15 protein-coding genes are annotated in these 19,344 nt (G+C 67.9%); 10 read left to right on the plus strand and 5 right to left on the minus strand.

Annotation, left to right across the window (positions count from 1 at the left end; translation table 11 throughout):
• Nucleotides 1-361: 361 nt before the first annotated feature.
• Complete coding sequence (gene tyrS / locus ABE463_RS17180) at nt 362-1,573, minus strand: tyrosine--tRNA ligase (protein WP_259260449.1); 1,212 nt, start codon at nt 1,571-1,573, stop codon at nt 362-364.
• Nucleotides 1,574-1,741: 168 nt separating this feature from the next.
• On the opposite strand from tyrS, the gene ABE463_RS17185 reads away from it, so the two are divergent.
• Together ABE463_RS17185 and ABE463_RS17190 are read left to right on the plus strand one after the other, a co-directional pair.
• The gene (locus ABE463_RS17185) at nt 1,742-3,205 is read left to right on the plus strand and encodes a peptidoglycan DD-metalloendopeptidase family protein (protein ID WP_346468983.1); all 1,464 of its coding nucleotides are present in this window, start codon (nt 1,742-1,744) and stop codon (nt 3,203-3,205) included.
• 66 nt (nt 3,206-3,271) lie between these two features.
• Nucleotides 3,272-4,399, plus strand: a complete 1,128-nt coding sequence (locus ABE463_RS17190; RefSeq protein WP_346468984.1) for an anhydro-N-acetylmuramic acid kinase — start codon at nt 3,272-3,274, stop codon at nt 4,397-4,399.
• Nucleotides 4,400-4,465: 66 nt separating this feature from the next.
• Here the strand turns inward: ABE463_RS17190 and ABE463_RS17195 are convergent, their stop codons facing one another.
• From ABE463_RS17195 to ABE463_RS17205, 3 genes are all read right to left on the minus strand, one after another.
• Nucleotides 4,466-4,693 (minus strand): hypothetical protein, encoded by a 228-nt coding sequence (locus ABE463_RS17195; protein ID WP_259260452.1) that lies wholly within the window; start codon nt 4,691-4,693, stop codon nt 4,466-4,468.
• An 81-nt stretch (nt 4,694-4,774) separates the two neighbouring features.
• Nucleotides 4,775-6,070 (minus strand): MFS transporter, encoded by a 1,296-nt coding sequence (locus tag ABE463_RS17200; protein WP_152152854.1) that lies wholly within the window; start codon nt 6,068-6,070, stop codon nt 4,775-4,777.
• Nucleotides 6,067-6,867: an exodeoxyribonuclease III gene (locus ABE463_RS17205; protein ID WP_346468985.1), complete on the minus strand. Its 801-nt coding sequence runs from the start codon at nt 6,865-6,867 to the stop codon at nt 6,067-6,069. Before ABE463_RS17205 ends, ABE463_RS17200 begins: the two co-directional genes overlap by 4 nt.
• Nucleotides 6,868-7,074: 207 nt before the next feature.
• On the opposite strand from ABE463_RS17205, the gene pyrE reads away from it, so the two are divergent.
• The 8 genes from pyrE to ABE463_RS17245 all read left to right on the plus strand — a co-directional run bounded on the left by pyrE (nt 7,075) and on the right by ABE463_RS17245 (nt 16,960).
• Entirely contained in the window at nt 7,075-7,734 is a 660-nt protein-coding gene (gene pyrE, locus ABE463_RS17210; protein ID WP_046272987.1) for an orotate phosphoribosyltransferase, read from the plus strand.
• 18 nt (nt 7,735-7,752) lie between these two features.
• Nucleotides 7,753-8,415 (plus strand): hypothetical protein, encoded by a 663-nt coding sequence (locus ABE463_RS17215; RefSeq protein WP_152152856.1) that lies wholly within the window; start codon nt 7,753-7,755, stop codon nt 8,413-8,415.
• A gap of 601 nt (nt 8,416-9,016) precedes the next feature.
• Nucleotides 9,017-9,109 carry a potassium-transporting ATPase subunit F gene (locus ABE463_RS17220; RefSeq protein WP_019183961.1) on the plus strand — a complete coding sequence of 31 codons (93 nt, stop codon included), beginning with the start codon at nt 9,017-9,019 and terminating at the stop codon, nt 9,107-9,109.
• Between the two features lie 12 nt (nt 9,110-9,121).
• Nucleotides 9,122-10,840, plus strand: a complete 1,719-nt coding sequence (kdpA, locus tag ABE463_RS17225; protein WP_346468986.1) for a potassium-transporting ATPase subunit KdpA — start codon at nt 9,122-9,124, stop codon at nt 10,838-10,840.
• Between the two features lie 11 nt (nt 10,841-10,851).
• Complete coding sequence (kdpB, locus tag ABE463_RS17230; protein ID WP_346468987.1) at nt 10,852-12,903, plus strand: potassium-transporting ATPase subunit KdpB; 2,052 nt, start codon at nt 10,852-10,854, stop codon at nt 12,901-12,903.
• Complete coding sequence (gene kdpC / locus ABE463_RS17235) at nt 12,900-13,562, plus strand: potassium-transporting ATPase subunit KdpC (protein WP_346468988.1); 663 nt, start codon at nt 12,900-12,902, stop codon at nt 13,560-13,562. Before kdpB ends, kdpC begins: the two co-directional genes overlap by 4 nt.
• A gap of 37 nt (nt 13,563-13,599) precedes the next feature.
• Complete coding sequence (locus tag ABE463_RS17240) at nt 13,600-16,260, plus strand: sensor histidine kinase KdpD (protein ID WP_346468989.1); 2,661 nt, start codon at nt 13,600-13,602, stop codon at nt 16,258-16,260.
• Nucleotides 16,241-16,960 (plus strand): response regulator transcription factor, encoded by a 720-nt coding sequence (locus ABE463_RS17245; protein ID WP_346468990.1) that lies wholly within the window; start codon nt 16,241-16,243, stop codon nt 16,958-16,960. The genes ABE463_RS17240 and ABE463_RS17245 overlap by 20 nt, the downstream gene beginning before the upstream one ends.
• A 30-nt stretch (nt 16,961-16,990) precedes the next feature.
• On the opposite strand, the gene ABE463_RS17250 is transcribed toward ABE463_RS17245, so the two are convergent.
• Nucleotides 16,991-19,339: a phosphomannomutase/phosphoglucomutase gene (locus ABE463_RS17250; RefSeq protein ID WP_346468991.1), complete on the minus strand. Its 2,349-nt coding sequence runs from the start codon at nt 19,337-19,339 to the stop codon at nt 16,991-16,993.
• Between the last annotated feature and the right edge of the window lie 5 nt (nt 19,340-19,344).

The following is a 19,344-nucleotide window of genomic DNA, read 5'->3' on the forward strand; positions in this document are numbered from 1 at the left end:
TTCCGTCGTTGCGAGCCGCCCATTATAGACCGGCTTATCTGCTTCGTCAACACCTTTTTTCAAGGCCGTTTCACCGAAGTGAACCGTTGTTGCCGATGCCGCTTCGTCGTTCGCCTCAGAGGCTTTCGTCGTTGCGAGCCGCCTATTATGTCAGGCTTTTCGTTTCCGTCAACACCTTCTTTCGAAGAAGTTGAAGTCCTGTTCCTTCGCGGTTGCCGCCTTGCGGTGGCCCCTGCGTCGGGGGAGGGAAAGTATGTCCCTATCCGGGTCGTTTGTGAAGGGGGTAGACGACATTTTTTCACGTCGTCTCGCCCACATTCATGCTGGAAGGGGTCCGGATCGCCCGAACCCCTTGTGCCACTTAGGCCGCGACCAGCAACACGCGTGCGAAGGTGCGCTTGCCGACCTGCAGCAGGCCTTCAAAACCGGGCACGAACACCTGCTGGGCATCCTCCACCACCTCGCCATCCACCTTCACCGCACGCTCTTTGAGCTTGCGGGAGGCTTCGGAGTTGCTCGGGGTGAGGCCTGCAGCCGTCAGCAGGGCACCGATACGCAGGCCTTCGGCCGGAATGGTCACTTCCTGCAGCGGCAGCAAGGTCACATCGCCCTGCCCGGTCACCGCGGCATTCCAACCGGCGATGGCCTGTTCGGCCGCCGCCGCATCATGGAAGCGGGTGGTCAGCTCACGGGCCAGGCGCAGCTTCACCTCGCGCGGGTTCAACCCGCCCGCCTCGACCTGCTCACGCAGGGCCTTGGCCTCGGCCTGGCTGATATCAAAGGAGAGCAGCTCGATCCAGCGCCACATCAGGTCGTCGCCGATCTTCATGGTCTTGGTGACGATGTCGATGGCCGGTTCGCTGATACCAATATAGTTGTTGAGCGACTTGGACATCTTGGCCACGCCGTCCAGGCCTTCCAGCAGCGGCATGGTCAGCACGATCTGCGGCTTCTGCCCGTAGTGCTCCTGCAGGCCGCGGCCCATCAGCAGGTTGAACTTCTGGTCGGTACCGCCCAGTTCGACGTCCGCTTCCAGGGCGACCGAGTCGTAACCCTGCACCAGCGGGTACAGGAACTCATGCAGGGCAATGGACTGCTGGGCGGCATAGCGCTTGGCGAAGTCGTCGCGCTCGAGCATGCGCGCCACGGTGTGCTGGCCGGCCAGGCGGATCATGTCAGCGGCGGCCATCTTGCCGAACCACTCCGAATTGAAGCGCACTTCGGTCTTCTCGCGGTCCAGCACCTTGAAGACCTGGTCTTCATAGGTACGCGCGTTGGCCAGCACGTCTTCCTTGGTGAGCGGCTTGCGGGTGACGTTCTTGCCCGAGGGGTCGCCGATCATCCCGGTGAAGTCGCCAATCAGGAAGATCACCTGGTGGCCGAGGTCCTGGAACTGGCGCAGCTTGTTCAGCAGCACGGTGTGGCCCAGGTGCAGGTCCGGTGCGGTGGGGTCGAAGCCGGCCTTGACCCGCAGCGGACGGCCGCTTTCCAGACGCTGGCGCAGTTCGTCGGATTTGAGGATCTCATCGGCGCCTCGCCCGATCAGGGCAATGGCTTCTTCAATCGAGGACACGTGACAACTCCCGGCAATGCCTTATTTATATGAATGACGTTAAGTACAAGTTAACCGCAGGTGCTTCACAAAAGCCAATAGGCACAAGGGTTTGACGCGGTATTTATACCTGTCTATGTTACCGACGTTTGGGCCCGCGCTCCCGGGCCAGCCAGGAACAGACCGACGATGCTCAATTCCGATCAAGGCCGCGCGCGCAAGCAGCGCTTCAAGGAACGTCTCCACGTCCTCCACGACACTGCCCTCCATCGGAAGCTCAAACAGCATCTTCCTGCGGCCTTCAACCAGCGCTGGACCCGCCGCCACTGGATGCACGCGAGCCTGTTCGCCACCATCGGCGCCTTGGTGGCCACGATCGTCCCCGGCTTCTCGCACACCATCGACTCGCCCTACTCGGTCAGCCATTCGACCCTGGCGCTGCCGTTGCCGCCGCTGTCGCTGGAACGCCAGCAGCAGACCCCGGGCGACAGCTGGCAGGTGCTGCGCGTGCAGCGCGGCCAGACCCTGAGCAATCTGTTCGACCAGGCCGGCATCCCGGCCACGGTGATGCACCAGGTGCTGGAGCACCCCGGTGTGCGCGAATCGCTGACCAAGCTGCGCCCGGGTGCGGAGATCGCCTTCGACCTGCCGCTATCCGGTGAGCTGCGCACGATCCGCTTCGACCGCGATGCCGACAACCGCGTGGAGCTGTCCCTGGCCGGCGACAAGATCACCGAAACGGTGAGCAAGCGCGACAGCTCGACCCGCCGCGTGGTCGCCAGTGGCGAGATCACCAGCTCGCTGTATGCCGCCGCGCGCAAGGCCGGGTTGTCGCCCTCGGCGATCGCGACGATGACCGACGAGATCTTCAAGTACGACATCGACTTCTCCAAGGACCTGCAGCCGGGCGACCGTTTCAGCGTGGTGCTGGATGAAACCTGGCGCGAAGGCGAGAAGGTGGACACCAGCAAGATCCTCGCGGCGACCTTCAGCTCGGGCGGCAAGACCTACAGCGGCTTCCGCTTCGACCGCAACGGCAAATCCGAGTACTTCGATGCCAGCGGCCGGCCGCTGAAGAAGAGCTTCATCCGCATGCCGATCCAGTTCGCGCGCTTGAGCTCGAGCTTCGGCGCGCGCAAGCACCCGGTGCTGGGCAAGATGCGCATGCACAAGGGCGTGGACTACGCCGCGCGCACCGGCACCCCGATCATGGCCGCCGGCGATGCCCGCGTGCAGTTCGCCGGGACCCAGCGCGGTTACGGCAACGTGGTGATTCTGGATCATGGCCGCGGCCACACCACGCTGTACGGGCACATGTCGCGCTTCGGCAAGATCAAGACCGGCCAGCGCGTGGCGCAGGGCACGGTGATCGGCTATGTCGGTTCGACCGGCCTGGCGACCGGCCCGCACCTGCACTACGAATTCCGCGTCAACGGCGTGCACCGCAATCCGCTGTCGGTGACGATGCCGCCGCCGGAGCCGCTGCAGGGCGCCGAGCTGGCTGCCTTCCGGGCGCAGACCGCCCCGGCGCTGGCCCGCATCCAGGGCATGGAGAAGCTGATCTACGCCGATGCCAGCCCGGCACCGGATGCCAAGGCCGCCGATACGGCCACGGCGAAGGCCGGCAAGCCGGTCAAATCCAACCGCGGCTGATCGCTGCGATTGACGGCGGCAACGGGTTGCGCGGAAGCTGCACGCAACCCGTTGGACCGCCTGGCCATGACCTCTGCTGTTGATCCCACCACCCCGCTCTACCTGGGCCTGATGTCCGGCACCAGCGCCGACGGCATCGATGCCGCGCTGGTGCAGTTCCCCGCCGAGGGCGGCTGCCGCTTTGTCGAAGGCCTGACCCACGACTGGGATCCGGCGATCCGCGCCGAGCTGATCGCACTGGGAGAAGGCGGTACCATCACCTCGCTTGATGCACTGGGCCGCCTTGATGCCCAGGTCGGGATCACGTTCGCCGCGGCCGCCAACCGCCTGCTGGACAGCGCGCGCATCGACCGCACCCAGGTGCAGGCGATCGGCTCGCATGGGCAGACCGTGCGCCATCGGCCGCTGGCCGACCCCGCCTTCACGATGCAGATCGGCGATGCCAACCGCATCGCCGAATTGACCGGCATCACCACCGTGGCCGATTTCCGTCGCCGCGATGTCGCCGCCGGCGGCCATGGCGCGCCGCTGATGCCGGCCTTCCACCTGGCGATGCTGGGCGACAGCGATGAAGACCGCGCCGTGCTCAACCTGGGCGGCATCGGCAATCTCACCCTGATCCCGCGCGAGGGCACACCGCGCGGCTTCGATACCGGCCCGGCCAATGCGCTGATGGATGCCTGGTGCCAGCGCCATCGCGGCGAACCGTTCGATGCCGACGGCGCGTTCGCGGCCAGTGGCCAGGTGGATGCCGCGCTGCTGGCGCGCTGGCTGGCCGATCCGTGGTTCGCGCTGCCGCCGCCGAAGAGCACCGGGCGCGAGCAGTTCCACCTGGACTGGGCGCAGGCGCAGCTGGGCGAGGGACAGGTGTCCGGCGCGGACGTGCAGGCGACCCTGCTGGAACTGACCGCCGCCACCGTGGCCGATGCGCTGCTGGCGCACCTGCCGGGCGCGAAGCGGGTGCTGGTGTGCGGCGGTGGCATGCGCAATCCGCAGCTGCTGCGGCGCCTTCGTGCGCGGCTGCCGGGCGTGGTGATCGAATCCAGCGCGGTGCACGGGCTGGACCCGGACTATCTGGAGGCGATGGGCTTCGCCTGGTTGGCGCAGCGCACGCTGGCCGGGTTGCCGGGCAATCTGCCGAGCGTGAGTGGGGCGCGGGGGCCGCGGATTCTCGGGGCGATCCACCCGGCCTGAGGGGCCACGGCGGCGGGCGCTGCGTGCGGCGGTGATCGCCGATGCGCGGTTCGGCGCGTGCCGCCGTTACAGCCCCTGCGCGTCCGGCAGCGCCTGCAGGGCGGCGATGGCATCGGCCAGCGCATCGACCTCGGGATCGTGGAAGCCACTGCGGACCTCCAGTTCGCTGGCGAACAGGCCTTGTTCCAGCAGCGCCACGCAGGTCTCCTCGCGGGTCCAGCCACGCGCAACCGCAATGCGGCGGATACGTTCCAGCAACAGCGGGTCCACCTCCCGCAGCAGTAGATCAGCCATCGTTCTCCCCGTTGGCGCGCCGCCATCCCCGCGGCCGTTGTGCCGGCATGATCCATCAGGCCCTGCCGGCACGCAAACCACTCAGGCCGTGCTGCGGTCCCGGATCCGTGGCCACAGCCAGATCAGCAGCAGCAGGGTCGGGATGACCGTGGTGGCGCTGAGGATGAAGAAGGTGCTGTAGGAGCTCGCCTCCACGATGTAACCGGAGACGCCACCGACGAACTTGCCCGGCAGGTTGGCCAGCGAGACCAGCAGCGCGTACTGGGTGGCGGTGAAGTTGCGGTCGGTCAGCGAGGACATGAAGGCGACCAGCACCGTGCCGGCAAAGCCCTGGAACAGGTTGTCCGCGCTCAGCGCCGCGTAGAACGCCCACAGCTGGCCCGGGTTGTGCGCCATCAACAGGAACGCCAGGTTGGACAGCGCCACGCCCAGCGCGGCGACCAGCAGCATGCGGCGGAAGCCGAACGCGGCCACCGCGATGCCACCGAGGAAGGCACCGCCGATGCCCATCCACACCCCGAACAGCTTGGAGACGGTGGCGATATCGGCCTTGGTGAAGCCCGAATCCAGATAGAACGGACCGGCCATCACCCCGATCACCTGATCCGGGAACTTGTAGAGCCCGACGAAGGCCAGCAGCACCAGCGCCAGCACCACACCGTTGGTGCTGAAGAAGCTGGCGATCGGCTGCCAGAACGCACCAAAGAAATCGATCCGGCGCTGGATGCGCACCTCAGGCTGCTCCGGCTCGCGGCACAGCAGCGTGGTGATGATCGGCAGGATCATCAAGGCGGCCATGGCCAGGTATGCCACGATCCAGCTCTCGAACTGGGCGAGATACAGCGCACCCGCGCCGGCCAGGATCAGGCCGATGCGATAGCCCAGCGTGTAGGTCGCGGCCAACGCGGCCTGGGCGCTCTCCGGCGCGATCTCGATGCGGTAGGCGTCGACCACCGAATCCTGGGTGGCGCCGGCGAACGAAGCCACCAGCACCCACAGGACCAGTGGGGTGACGCCGAGTTCGGGGCGGACGAAGGCCAGCGCGAACAACCCGCCGGTGACCGCGATCTGCGAGGCGAGCAGCCAGGAACGGCGGCGCCCGAGGAAGCCGATCAGCGGAAACGCGTAGCGGTCGATCAGCGGCGCCCAGACGAACTTCATCAGATAGAAGAAGCTGGCCAGGCTGATCAACCCGATGCTGCCCAGGTCCAGGCCGACATCACGCAGCCGGGTGGACAGGGTCTGCGAGGCGATCAGCAGGAATGGCAGGCCGCTGCCGAAGCCGAGGAAGGCCATCGTCAGCGCCGAGGGCGTACCGAAGGCACGCTTGATCCCCGCCCAGCCCTTGTAGGACATCGGCTCGACCGCTTCACTCATGGGGCGTAGTCCACCGTGAACGGGGCATGGTCGGAGAAGCGCTCATCGCGATAGACCGCGCAGCTGCGCAGGCGCTCGCGCAGGCCCGGGCTGACGAACTGGTAATCGATGCGCCAGCCGACGTTGTTGGCGCGCGCCTGGCCGCGGTTGCTCCACCAGGTGTAGTCCTCACCCTGCGGGTGCAGCAGGCGGTACGCATCCGTCCAGCCTTGGCCGGCGGCGATATCCAGCGCCTGGTCGGCGTCCACGCACTGGCCGTTGAGCCAGTCGCGCTCGGGCGGCAGGCAGCCGGAGTTTTTCTGGTTGGATTTCCAGTTCTTGATGTCCAGCGCGGACCGCACGATGTTCCAGTCGCCGCACACCACGTAGTCGCGGCCGCTCGCCAGCCACCCGGCCAGGATCGGGCGCAGCCACTCCATCACTTCGTACTTGAAGCCCTGGCGCAGATCGCCCGAGCTGCCCGAGGGGATATAGAAGGAGACCACGCTGAGGTTGCCGTAGCGGGCCTCGATGTAGCGGCCTTCATCGTCGAACGGGGCCCAGCCCAGCGAGGTGATCACCTGGTCCGGCTCGCGCTTGCTGTAGATCGCCACGCCGCTGTAGCCCTTCTTGGTGATGGCGTCGCGGTAGAAGCAGTGGTGGCCGTCCGGGCGGAACATCGGGTCGGTCAGCTGGTCCTCCTGAGCCTTGGTTTCCTGGATGCACAGGACGTCGGCGTCCTGGGCGCGGAACCACTCGAGGAAGCCCTTGGTGGCGGCGGAACGGATGCCATTGGCGTTGAAACTGATGATGCGCATGCTGACCCGGGTCTGGAACGATACCCGCAAGAGCATACCGTTTCGGCCCTTGCAGGGGCTGGCTGGAAACGGACGCGATTACCGCGCGCCGGGGCCTTTGCGGGTCGTCTCGCCGCCCCGTGCGACACCGGGCCGCAGGAGCCGGCGAGCGGAAAAGTGCGGGCATGCATTAGGATTTGCGCTCCAAATGAATTGAATTGAGTCTTGATGAGCGACCATCGCCACCGTTTCCTGCAACTGGCCCTGACCGCCGATGCCCTGCGTTTCGGCCAGTTCACCCTGAAGTCCGGCCGTCTGAGCCCCTATTTCTTCAATGCCGGCCGGTTCGATTCCGGCGCGCGCATGTCCCAGCTGGCGGCCTGCTACGCCGATGCCGTGGAAGCGACCGGGCTGAAGTTCGACGTCGTGTTCGGCCCCGCCTACAAGGGCATTCCGCTGGCCACCGCGACCGCCTGTGAATTCGCCCAGCGCGGCCGCGACCTGCCGCTGTCGTTCAACCGCAAGGAAGCCAAGGACCACGGCGAAGGCGGCAACCTGATCGGCGCCGACATGAACGGTAAGCGCGTGCTGATCGTGGATGACGTGATCACCGCCGGCACCGCGATCCGCGAAGCGCTGGCGATCATCAAGGGCGCCGGTGGCACCCCGGCCGGCATCGTGGTCGCACTGGACCGTCAGGAGATCGCCTCGGAAACCGACCGCCGTTCGGCAGCCCAGGCCGTGGCCGAAGAAGCCGGGATTCCGGTGGTCGCCGTGGCCACGCTGGCCGACCTGCTTGATTTTGCCTCCGGAAATCCGGAACTTGTCGGCTACCGGCAGCCGCTGGAGGACTATCGTTCCCGCTACGGCAGCCGTCCTACGCGTTGAGAGCAGGGGGCTTTCACCATGTCCAGGTTTGCCACGTTCACCGTTGTCGGCCTGTTGCTGGCCGTGCCGCTGTTGCCTGCCCAGGCGCAGAAGCGCACGGCCGATGCGACGCCGAAGAAGCTGTACTGCTGGAACAAGGGCAGCGAGCGGATCTGCAGTGATGCCCTGCCCCAGGAGGCGGTGAACAGCGCGCGCGAGGAGTTCAACCTGCGCAGCGGCATGCGCAGTGGCGAAGTACAGCGCGCGTTGACCGACGAGGAACGCGCCGACGCTGCTGCGCAGGCCGCGCAGCAGCGCCTGGACCTGGCGGCCGAGCAGACCCGCCAGCGCACCGAGCAGGCGATGCTGGCCACGTATGAAAGCGAGGACGAGCTGCGCCGGGTGTTCGCCGAGCGCAGCGGGATCCTGGACAACAACATCCACACCGCCAGTTACAACGTGGCCAGCGTGCGTGATGCGCTGGTCACCCTGCTGGCCACTGCGGGCAACCGCGAGCTGGATGGCCAGCCGGTGCCGGACAAGCAGGCCGAGCGCATCCGTGAGCGGCATGCCGAGCTGGTGGCGCAGCGGCGCATGCAGGCGTCGTTCGAGCAGCAGCGCCGGGCGCTGGATGTGGAGATCGAGAGCACGCTGCAGCGCTATCGGTTGTTGAAGGGTGTGGGGAGCGATCCGCGCGGGTAAGGGTGGATGTGCGATTGCGTTGAAACGAAGGCGGCCTTTGGGTCGCCTTTTCTGTTTTTGTCCTCGCGGCAGGCACGGAGCGCGCTCTGAACTGTTCCGGACGCGGGGGCGGTGGGTTGGTCGGGCGGCGGGCCGCGATGCCCTTGTCGGCGAATGTCCCCCGGCGCCGGCCTGTGGCCGTCCCCTCCTCCTTGATTTCGCCCACAAGGGCATCGCGCCCCACGTGTACAGACCACTGGCGGCCAACAGCAAGTTCGCTGTCTCGCACGCGTACCGCACGCTGAGCTCCGTAGCGGCTGGTAGGTCCCTGGGCAAAATCAAGGAGGAGGCCGTCGCCGCCAGGCGGCGGCCGGGGGACATTTGCCGAGGGGCCTGCCGGTCGCTGCGGGGCGTAACGCTCGCGGCCGGGAAGCACCTTTTTATGCACTTTTTACGCGGGGCGCCGGTTTCGGGCGTGGAGCGTTTATGCCGGGCAGGCAGACCATGAGCGCCTGACGTGGAGTGGTTCCACCTGGACGTCCCATGCGCCTGTATCTGCCTGTCTTCCCCGCCGGTGCCCCGTGCACCGCGCGCTCCCTTTCCCGCGTTTGAGGCCACGACCATGTCTGCCTGGCTTTCCCTGCTGTGCGGCGTGCTGGTGCTCGTTGCCGCCGCCTACCTGCTGTACGTCGTGCTTCGGCCCGAAACCTTCTGACCGGAGCCGACCATGACCGAGATCCTGTTGATCCTGCTGGCCAGCATCGTGCTGGCCTTTCCGCTGGGGCTGTACCTGGCCCGGGTGATGCGCGGTGGGCCGATGCGCGGCGACGCGCTGTTCGGGTGGATTGAGAAACCGCTGTACCGGCTGCTCGGGGTGAACCCGGCGCGCGGCATGTCCTGGCGTGGCTACGTGGGCGCCTTCCTGCTCAGCAACGTGGTGATCGCGGTGCTGGTGCAGGCGGTCTTCATGACCCAGGCCTGGCTGCCGTTCAATCCCGACCAGATCCCCAACATGCGCTGGGATACCGCGCTGCACACGATGGTGTCGTTCCTGACCAACACCAACCAGCAGCACTATTCCGGCCAGGCGCAGCTGTCCTACTTCTCGCAGATGACCGCGATCACCGGCCTGCAGGTGGTGACGCCGATGATGGGCCTGGCGCTGGTGGTGGCCACCCTGCGTGCGCTGTTCAGTGCGCGCCCTGAGGACGTGCCGGCCGACCAGGCCGCGCTGCTCAGTGCGGACCGCCGTGTCGATGTGGGCAACTACTACGCCGATGTGGTGCGCGCGTGCGTGCGCTTCATGCTGCCGCTGTGCCTGCTGTGGGCGGTGCTGCTGACCAGCCAGGGCGTGCCCGCCACGTTCGCCGGGGGTCCGCAGGCGACGCCGATCGATGCCGCGGCCGGCATGGAGACGCAGAAGATTCCGCTCGGCCCGGTCGCGGCGATGGTCGCGGCCAAGCAGCTGGGCACCAACGGCGGTGGTTGGTATGGCCCCAACAGCGCGATGCCGCTGGAGAACCCGACCCCGCTGTCCAACGCGCTGGAACTGATCGGCATCCTGCTGATCCCGATCGCGGTGATCTTCATGCTCGGCGCGTTCACCGGGCGCAAGCGCCTGGCCGGGCTGGTGTTCGGCTGCATGCTGGCGATGTCCAGCGTGTCGATCGCCGCCACGGTGTGGCTGGAGGGTCACTCGGCCACCGCCGCCAGCCCGCTGCTGATGGAGGGCAAGGAAGTGCGCTTCGGTGCCGATGGCACGGGGTTGTGGGCTGCGATCACCACCCAGGTGTCGAACGGTTCGGTCAACGGCATGCATGACTCGCTCAGCCCGCTGGCCGGTGCCGTGCCGATGGTCAACATGCTGGTGAATGCGATCTGGGGTGGCATCGGCTGTGGCCTGCAGCAGTTCATCGTGTACCTGCTGCTGGGCGTGTTCCTGGCCGGGCTGATGACCGGCCGCACCCCGGAACTGTTCGGCCGCAAGCTGGAAACGCCGCAGGTGCGCCTGCTCGCACTGCTGGTGCTGCTGCAGCCGATCACCATTCTGGGCTTCACCGCGCTGACCCTGGCGATCCCCTCGATCACCGGCACCTCCAACCCCGGCTTCCACGGCATCAGCCAGGTGTTCTACGAGTACACCTCGGCGTTCGCCAACAATGGCTCGGGCTTTGAGGGCCTCGGCGATGCCACGGTGTGGTGGAACCTGAGCTGCACCCTGGTGCTGCTGCTGGGCCGCTATCCGGTGCTGGTGATCCCGTTGATCGTGGCCGCGCAGCTGGCGGCCAAGCGGCGTGCGCCGGAATCGGCCGGCACGCTGCAGATCGAAACCCCGACCTTCGCGCTGACCCTGATCGCGCTGGTCGTCATCCTCACCGTATTGCAGTTCATGCCGGCGCTGGTCCTTGGCCCGGTGGCCGACCACCTGTCGCTGACGCTGCACTGAGACCGCCTCCCATGAGTACGTATCCGTTGAACGCTTCTTCCCACCGCCGCCAGCGCCTGCTGGATGGTGCCGGCTGGCGCCGTGCCCTGCGCGATGCCGTGATCAAGCTCTCGCCGCGGCATCTGCTGCACAGCCCGGTGATGGCCGTGGTGATGGTCGGCACGGTGGTCAGCGCGCTGGTGACGCTGACCGGCAATGCGCCGCTGGGCTTCGGCCTGGCGGTCACTGCGATCCTGCTGCTGACCGTGCTGTTCGGCAACTTCGCCGAGGCCGTTGCCGAAGCACGTGGTCGTGGCCAGGCCGCCTCGCTGCGGCGGGCCCGCCAGGATCTCACTGCGCGCCGGCTGGCCGCCGCGCATGCCGGGGCCGGCGAGACCCAGGTCCCGGCGGCCGAACTGCGTCCGGGCGATCATGTCATCGTCAGTGCCGGTGAATTGATCCCGGCCGATGGTGAGATCGTGCAGGGCCTGGCGACCATCAACGAAGCGGCGGTGACCGGTGAATCGGCGCCCGTGCTGCGCGAGGCCGGTACTGACCGCAGTGGTGTGATCGGCGGTACCAAGGTGCTTTCCGACCAGATCATCGTGCGCATCACCGCCGAGCCGGGCCACAGCTTCCTGGACCGGATGATCGCGCTGGTGGAAGGCGCCAACCGCCAGAAGACCCCGAACGAGGTCGCCCTGACCCTGCTGCTGGCGGCGATGACGCTGACCTTCCTGGTGGTGGTGGCGACGCTGCCGGCGATCGGGGCGTTCGTTGGCGTGCAGGTCGATCCGCTGCTGCTGATCGCGCTGCTGGTGTGTTTGATCCCCACCACCATCGGCGGCCTGCTGCCGGCTATCGGCATCGCCGGCATGAACCGTGCGCTGGCCGCCAACGTGCTGGCCAAGTCCGGCAAGGCGGTGGAAGTGGCTGGCGATGTGGACGTGCTGCTGCTCGACAAGACCGGCACCATCACCTACGGCGACCGCCAGGCCACGCATTTCCATGCCCTTGCCGGTATCGACGCCAGCCAGCTGCGCGAGGCGGCGCTGCTCTCCTCGCTGGCCGACCCGACCCCGGAAGGCAAGTCGGTGGTGCGGCTGGCGCGTGAGCAGGGCTGCACCACCGCCGAGCCGGACCGTGCGGACTATCTGGCCTTCAGTGCGCAGACCCGCATGTCCGGTGTGGATCTGGACGGCGGGCGCCGCATCCGCAAGGGCGCCTCCGATGCGATCACCGCGTATGTGCGTGAGCTGGGCGGCACGGTGCCGTCGGAGCTGCCCGGCCGCGTGGAGCAGGTGGCGCGCAATGGTGCTACCCCGCTGGTGGTGTGCGAAGGCCGGCATGTGCTGGGCGTGATCGAGCTGTCGGACGTGGTCAAGCACGGCATGCGCGAGAAGTTCGCGCAGCTGCGCGCGATGGGTATCCGCACGGTGATGATCACCGGCGACAACCCGCTGACCGCTGCGGCGATCGCGGCCGAGGCCGGCGTGGACGATTACATCGCCGAGGCCCGCCCCGAAGACAAGCTGGCCCGCATCCGTGCCGAGCAGGCCGGTGGGCGGCTGGTGGCGATGGTCGGCGACGGCACCAACGATGCACCGGCACTGGCCCAGGCCGACATCGGGCTGGCCATGAACTCCGGTACGCAGGCGGCCAAGGAGGCCGGCAACATGGTCGATCTGGATTCGGATCCGGCCAAGCTGCTGGCGGTGGTGGAGGTGGGCAAGCAACAGCTGATCACGCGTGGTGCACTGACCACCTTCTCGCTGGCCAACGATGTCTCCAAGTATTTCGCGATCCTGCCGGCGCTGTTCGCCTCGACGCTGCCGGCGATGGCGGCGTTGAACGTGATGCACCTGTCCAGCCCGCGCAATGCCGTGCTGGCGGCACTGATCTTCAACGCCCTGGTGATCCCGGCGCTGATCCCGCTGGCGTTGCGCGGTGTGCGCTTCCGCCCGGCCACGGCGACGGCGCTGCTGCGCCGAAACATGCTGGTGTACGGCCTGGGTGGCGTACTGCTGCCGTTTGCGGCCATCAAAGTGATCGACCTCTTCCTTGTCTCGGTATTCGGCGCATGAACCGCTCGCTTGCTACGTCCGTTCCCCGTTCGGCGCGCAGCCGCGCTGCCACCTCCACCCAGCTGCAACAGGACAGCGCCTGGCGCCCGGCCCTCGTGCTCGGCGTGAGCAGCCTGCTGCTGCTCGGCCTGGCCTACGCGGTGGCTACCACCAGCGTAAGCCGGCTGCTGTTTCCGGCGCAGGCCGATGGGAGCCTGCTGATCCGCGATGGGCAGGTACGCGGCTCGCAGTTGATCTCCCAACCGTTCGTGGGCGATGGCTACTTCCAGGCGCGGCCGTCGGCGGCCAGCTATGACCCGATGGCGGCGGCCGGCAGCAACATGGCGCGCAGCAACCCGGCGCTGCAGGAGCGCGTGCAGGCCGCCATCTCTGCGGTCGCCACACGCGAGGGCGTGCCTGCCGCCCAAGTTCCCGGCGATCTGGTGACCCAGTCTGGCGCCGGCATGGACCCGGAGATCTCCCCGGCCGCCGCGCAGGTGCAGATCGCCCGGGTGGCGCGCAGCCGTGGCCTGCCGGTGGAGCGCGTCGCCGCGTTGGTGCAGGCCAATACCCGGGGACCGCAATGGGGTGTGTTCGGCCAGCCGCGGGTGAACGTGATGACGTTGAACGTTGCTCTCGACGCGCAGCAGGGCACGGCCCGGCTGCACGGCATGCCTTGATGCGCTGCGTATTGTCCTGGGCGCACAATCCCCGCCCATGAGCGACTCCCGTACCCGCCAGGCCGATGCCCTGGTCGACAGCCTACAGCGCGAAGCCGGCGGCAAACTCACCGTGTTCCTGGGTGCGGCCCCCGGCGTGGGCAAGACCTTCAGCATGCTCACCCGCGCACACGAGCAGCTGCGCCGCGGCGTGGACGTGGTGATCGGGCTGGTGGAAACCCACGGCCGCGCCGAGACCTCGGCGCTGCTGGCGGGCCTGCCGCAGGTGCCGTTGCTGCAGCGCGAGTATCAACAGCACGCACTGGACGAGATGGACCTGGACGCGGTGCTGGCGCGTCGCCCGGCGCTGGTGCTGGTGGACGAACTGGCGCATCGCAACGTGCCCGGCAGCCGCCACGAGCGGCGCTGGCAGGACGTGATGGAGCTGCTGGATGCCGGCATCGACGTGTGGACCACGGTCAACATCCAGCATCTGGAAAGTCTCAACGACGTGGTCATGCGGATCACCGGGGTGCGGGTCAGCGAGACCGTGCCCGATGCGGTGCTCGACCGCCTGCACGACATCGTGCTGGTGGACCTGCCGCCGCGCGAACTGATCGAGCGGCTGCAGCAGGGCAAGGTCTACGTGCCGGAGCAGGCGGCGCAGGCGTTGCAGGCGTTCTTCTCGCCGGCCAACCTGACCGCGCTGCGCGAGCTGGCGATGCAGGAGGCTGCCGACCGCGTGGACAGCAGCCTGCGCGAAACCCGTGCCGCGCGCGGCGAAGGCAACCTGCCGCTGCGCCGGCGGGTGCTGGTGGCGATCGATGGCGGCGGCCAGAGTGAGTACCTGGTGCGGGTCGGCCGGCGCATCGCCGAGCGGCGCGATGCGCCGTGGACGGTGGTGACGGTGCAGGCGCGCGCGCATGACGAGCAGACCCGGCGCGAGATCGATGCGGCGTTCGCCCTCGCCCGCCGCATCGGCGGTGAAGCGGAGCTGCTGCATGGCTCCAGCATCGCCGATGCACTGCTTGACCATGCCGCACACAACGGTGTCTCCACGCTGGTGCTCGGCCGCACGCGCGAGCGCCCGCTGGCGCGCATGCTCAACCGCACGCTGACCCAGCAGCTGATCCGGCGCGGTGCGCATTTCGAGATCACCATCATCGGTACGCCACAGGCGCGCGCGCGGGCACGCCGGTCCGGGCTGTCGATGCCCAGCCGCAGTGCCGGCAAGGATGCGCTGCTGGCGCTCGGCGCTACGGCCGTTGCCTGCCTGGTGGCGCTGATCGCCGAACGCTGGATCGGGCTGTACGACCTGTCGATGGTGTTCATCGTGGCGGTGGTGATGGTCGCCGCGCGCAGCCGCACCAGTGCAGCGGTGATCGCCGCGGCGCTGTGCTTCCTGGCCTACAACTTCTTCTTCATCGCGCCGCGATTCACCTTCGCAATCAGCGCGCGCCAGGGCGTGATCACGGTCTTCCTGTTCCTGGCCGCCGCCCTGGTGGCCGGGCGACTGGCCTCGCGCCTGCGCATGCAGGTGGTGGCCTTGCGCGCGGCCAACCGGCACGCGCATGCGCGCCAAGTGCTTGGCCGGCAGCTGGCCAGTGCACCGAGCAACGAGCAGGTCGCGCAGGCCGGCCGCGAGGCGCTGGAACAGGCGATGGATGCGCCGGCGTGGCTGCGCATCGGGCACCACACCAGCGCCAGTGGCAGCGCCGCACCGGGCGATACGGATCTCGCCGCGGCCGACTGGGCGCACCGGCACGGCCAGCCCAGCGGGCGCTTCACCGATACGCTGGCCGGTGCCGGCTGGTGGTTCCTGCCGCTGCTGGACGGCGACGACCGGGCGATCGGCGTGGCCGGCATGCGCTTCCCGCGCGAGGCGCCCCGGCTGACGCCGGAGCAGCGCCAGCTGGCCGAGGCAATGGTGGACGACATTGCCCAGGCCGCGCTGCGCACCCAGTTGGTGGCGGATCTGGAGAAGGCGCACGTGAGCAACGAGACCGAGCGGCTGCGCTCGGCGTTGCTGTCCTCGGTGTCGCATGACCTGCGCTCGCCACTGGCAGCGATGATCGGCTCGGCCGACAGCCTCTCCAGCTATGCCGATGCGATGGATGCCAGCGACCGGCGCGCCCTGCTCGATACCATCCTGGTCGAAGGCGAGCGCTTGGACCGCTACATCCAGAACCTGCTGGACATGACCCGGCTCGGCCATGACGGGCTGCAGATCAACCGGGACTGGATCGGCGTGGACGAGCTGGTCGGTTCGGCCGCGCGCCGCCTGCAGCGCTATCAGCCCGACGTACTGCTCAAGCTGGATATTCCCGCTGAACTGGCCCCGATCTGGGTGCACCCGGCGCTGGTCGAGCAGGCCGTATTCAACGTGATGGAGAACGCAGCCAAGTTCTCTCCGCCGGGTGCGGCGGTGGAGGTGCAGGCGCGGCTGGTCGAGGGTGAGCTGCGCATCGACGTGCTCGATGCCGGCCCCGGTATTCCCGACGACGAGCGCGCACGCATCTTCGACATGTTCTACAGCGTGGAGCGCGGTGATCGTGGCCGGCATGGCACGGGCCTGGGCCTGACCATCTGCCAGGGCATGATCGGCGCGCATGGCGGCAGCGTGCAGGCGCTGCCCGGCCGCGACGGACGCGGTACCCTGATCCGCATCACGTTGCCCCTGCTGCACCCCCACCCTGCCGATGACACCGATGATTCCTGAGGCTTCCCACGGCGTGCCCCCGGCGCGCGTGCTGGTGATCGACGATGAAGCGCAGATCCGGCGCTTCCTGGAGATCAGCCTGCGCGCGCAGGGCTACCGCGTGTCCCAGGCCGCCACCGGCCAGGCCGGTCTGGAAGCGCTGGTCGGCGAAGGCGCGGATCTGGTGATCCTGGATATCGGCCTGCCCGACATGGAAGGCCATGACGTGCTGGGCGAGCTGCGCCAGTGGAGCCAGGTGCCGGTGATCATGCTGACCGTGCGCGCCAGCGAGACCGAGAAGGTGCGGGCGCTGGACGCCGGCGCCAACGACTACGTGACCAAGCCGTTCGGCACGCAAGAGCTGATGGCGCGCGTACGGGCGCTGCTGCGCTCGCGCACGGTCTCCAGCGAGGGCGTGCTGCCGCAGTTCGATGATGGGCACCTGCATATCGACCTGGTACGGCGCGAAGTACATCTGGACGGTGCGCCGGTGGCGCTGACGCGCAAGGAGTACGCGCTGTTGTCACTGCTGCTGCGCAATGCCGGGCGGGTGGTGACCCAACCGCAGATCCTGCAGGACATCTGGGGGCCGACGCATCAGCACGACACGCATTACCTGCGGATTCTGGTCGGCAAGCTGCGCCACAAGCTGGGTGACTCGGCGCTGGATTCGCGCTATCTGTTCACCGAGCCGGGCGTGGGGCTGCGGTTCAAGGGGTAGGTACCGACCGTTGGTCGGTACCCGTCCAGATCAGAAGCCCAGATCCACACCCGGCAGCAGCGGTTGCAGCTGCGCGCGGAACAGCGCCTTGATGCGCTCCAGCGCCGCCTCGTCATCGGCCTCGAAACGCAGCACCAGCACCGGGGTGGTGTTGGACGCGCGCACCAGGCCCCAGCCATCGGGGAAATCGGCACGCAGGCCGTCGATGGTGGACAGGCGCGCACCGGCGAACGGCGAGTCCTCCACCTGCACCGAGGACACGAACAACGACACCAGCGCGTGCGGAGTGCCCGCGTCCACCGGCACCTTCAGCTCCGGGGTGGAGACGCTGTCGGGCAGTTCGTCCAACACCTCCGAGGGGCTCTCTTCGCGCTGGGCCAGGATCTCCAGCAGGCGCGCGGCGGCGTACAGGCCATCGTCGAAGCCGAACCAGCGTTCCTTGAAGAAGAAGTGCCCGCTCATCTCGCCCGCCAGTTCGGCGTCGGTTTCGCGCATCTTCGCCTTCATCAGCGAATGGCCGGTCTTCCACATCAGCGGGCTGCCACCGTTGCGCAGCACGTAATCGGAGAGCTTGCCGCTGCACTTCACGTCGTAGATCACCAGCGCGCCCGGGTTGCGCATCAGCACATCGGCGGCGAACAGCATCAGCAGGCGATCAGCGTAGATGATCCTGCCTTCGCGGGTGACCACGCCGAGACGGTCGCCGTCGCCATCGAAAGCCAGGCCGATATCCGCATCGAAGCGCTTCACGGTCTGGATCAGGTCTTCCAGATTGTGCGGGTCGCTCGGGTCCGGATGGTGGTTCGGGAAGGTACCGTCCACATCGCAGTACAGCGGAATGACCTCGGCACCGATCGCTTCCAGCAGCGGCTGGGCGAGCTCGCCGGCGACACCATTGCCCGCGTCGGCGACCACCTTGAGCGGGCGATCCAGCTGCACGTCATCGGCGATGCGCTGGATGTAATTGGCGTTGACCTCGCGGGTCTGGAAGCTGCCCGGCTCGGGTGCCACGTGCAGCTGGCCATCGCGGATGCGGTGGTACAGCTCGGTGATCGCATCGCCGGACAGCGTTTCGCCGCCGACCACGATCTTGAAGCCGTTGTAGTCCGGCGGGTTGTGGCTGCCGGTCACCGCCACGCAGCTGCCCGCGCGCAGGTGGTAGCTGGCGAAGTACACCACCGGGGTCGGCGCCAGGCCGATGTCGGTGACGTTGCAGCCGGCGCGGCGCAGGCCTTCGATCAGGCCGGCGGTCAACTCGGGGCCGGAGAGGCGACCATCGCGGCCCACCACGATGTCGCGCAGGCCCTGGACCTGCAGCACCGAACCGATCGCCTGGCCGATCAGGGCGGCGACCTTGGGGGTCAGCTCGCGGCCGACGATGCCGCGGATGTCGTAGGCGCGGAAGATCTCGGCCGCGACGGTCTCGCCCGGCACGGACGGCGGCGGCGAGGTCGCTGCTGTCTCGTCGTTGCTTTCGACGGCGGCCACCGCGAGCGGTACCTGGGCCAGACTTTCACTCAAGGTGGGGCCGGCGTCGGCACCACTGTCGGCAGCACCACGGCGACGCGGCAACGGGACCTTGCCTTTGCCCAGCACCAGCAGCACGGCAATCAACAGCAGCAACACGGCCACGATCGCACTGGAGATCGCGCCCAGGCCCAGCGGACCCGGCTCGATGTCCGGCACCGCGGCCGACAGGCGCAGTCCGCTGCGGCCGATCGGGCGCGCCAGTGCTTCCGCACCACCGGACAGCCCGCGGCTGCCCTGTTCGACGACGTTGTGGCTGCCCTGGCGAAGCGCGAGATAACCATCCCCCGGCACGGCGATCTGGTTGAATATGCCGGTCAAGCGCAGCAGCGGCTGGCGCACGTAGACCACGGCCGCTCCCTGCGGGCCAAGCTCGACCGCCGCGGCCAGGCCGAGACGCTGGCCGCCGGCATCACGCACCACGCGACCGACAGGCTTGTCATCGGCGATGGCCGCCTCGAGCAGGGCCAGGCGCGAATAACCGAAGGCCTTCGGATCGGCGTAGGCCGCATCGAGATCGGCGGTGAGGATCTGGACGTCTTCCACGCCCGGCCAGCCTTCGCGGATGGCGACAGCGGCGCCTTGTGCATTGCCGCTGGCCAATGCAGTGGCAACGCGCTCGGTCTTGAGCACCTTGGCGAGCTTGCCGAGCTGGCCGGTCAGCGCCGTCTGCAGGCCTTCGACCACGCGGTCGCGCGACTGCTCCAGCGCGTCACCGACGGCGGCCTGGCGCCATTGGCGCACGCCGCTCCACCCGAACCAGATCGCCAACAGCACCAGCAGCACGGCCAACAGCGGCACCGAGCGCCCTGTGGTCAACCGCGGCCGTCCTTCCGCCTTCGCCTTGCTCATGACGC

The sequence above is a fragment of the Stenotrophomonas sp. TWI819 genome (genome assembly GCF_039673075.1).
Lineage (GTDB): Bacteria > Pseudomonadota > Gammaproteobacteria > Xanthomonadales > Xanthomonadaceae > Stenotrophomonas > Stenotrophomonas rhizophila_B.

Excerpts from the sequence above, each read along its gene's own strand:
- ABE463_RS17205 (WP_346468985.1), bottom strand. The coding sequence starts at position 6,867 with ATGCGCATCATCAGTTTCAACGCCAATGGCATCCGTTCCGCCGCCACC.
- ABE463_RS17195 (WP_259260452.1), bottom strand. The coding sequence starts at position 4,693 with ATGGCTGATCTACTGCTGCGGGAGGTGGACCCGCTGTTGCTGGAACGT.
- kdpA (WP_346468986.1), top strand. The coding sequence starts at position 9,122 with ATGACCGAGATCCTGTTGATCCTGCTGGCCAGCATCGTGCTGGCCTTT.
- ABE463_RS17245 (WP_346468990.1), top strand. The coding sequence starts at position 16,241 with ATGACACCGATGATTCCTGAGGCTTCCCACGGCGTGCCCCCGGCGCGC.
- ABE463_RS17200 (WP_152152854.1), bottom strand. The coding sequence starts at position 6,070 with ATGAGTGAAGCGGTCGAGCCGATGTCCTACAAGGGCTGGGCGGGGATC.
- kdpB (WP_346468987.1), top strand. The coding sequence starts at position 10,852 with ATGAGTACGTATCCGTTGAACGCTTCTTCCCACCGCCGCCAGCGCCTG.
- ABE463_RS17240 (WP_346468989.1), top strand. The coding sequence starts at position 13,600 with ATGAGCGACTCCCGTACCCGCCAGGCCGATGCCCTGGTCGACAGCCTA.
- ABE463_RS17215 (WP_152152856.1), top strand. The coding sequence starts at position 7,753 with ATGTCCAGGTTTGCCACGTTCACCGTTGTCGGCCTGTTGCTGGCCGTG.
- ABE463_RS17250 (WP_346468991.1), bottom strand. The coding sequence starts at position 19,339 with ATGAGCAAGGCGAAGGCGGAAGGACGGCCGCGGTTGACCACAGGGCGC.
- kdpC (WP_346468988.1), top strand. The coding sequence starts at position 12,900 with ATGAACCGCTCGCTTGCTACGTCCGTTCCCCGTTCGGCGCGCAGCCGC.
- pyrE (WP_046272987.1), top strand. The coding sequence starts at position 7,075 with ATGAGCGACCATCGCCACCGTTTCCTGCAACTGGCCCTGACCGCCGAT.
- ABE463_RS17220 (WP_019183961.1), top strand. The coding sequence starts at position 9,017 with ATGTCTGCCTGGCTTTCCCTGCTGTGCGGCGTGCTGGTGCTCGTTGCC.
- ABE463_RS17190 (WP_346468984.1), top strand. The coding sequence starts at position 3,272 with ATGACCTCTGCTGTTGATCCCACCACCCCGCTCTACCTGGGCCTGATG.
- ABE463_RS17185 (WP_346468983.1), top strand. The coding sequence starts at position 1,742 with ATGCTCAATTCCGATCAAGGCCGCGCGCGCAAGCAGCGCTTCAAGGAA.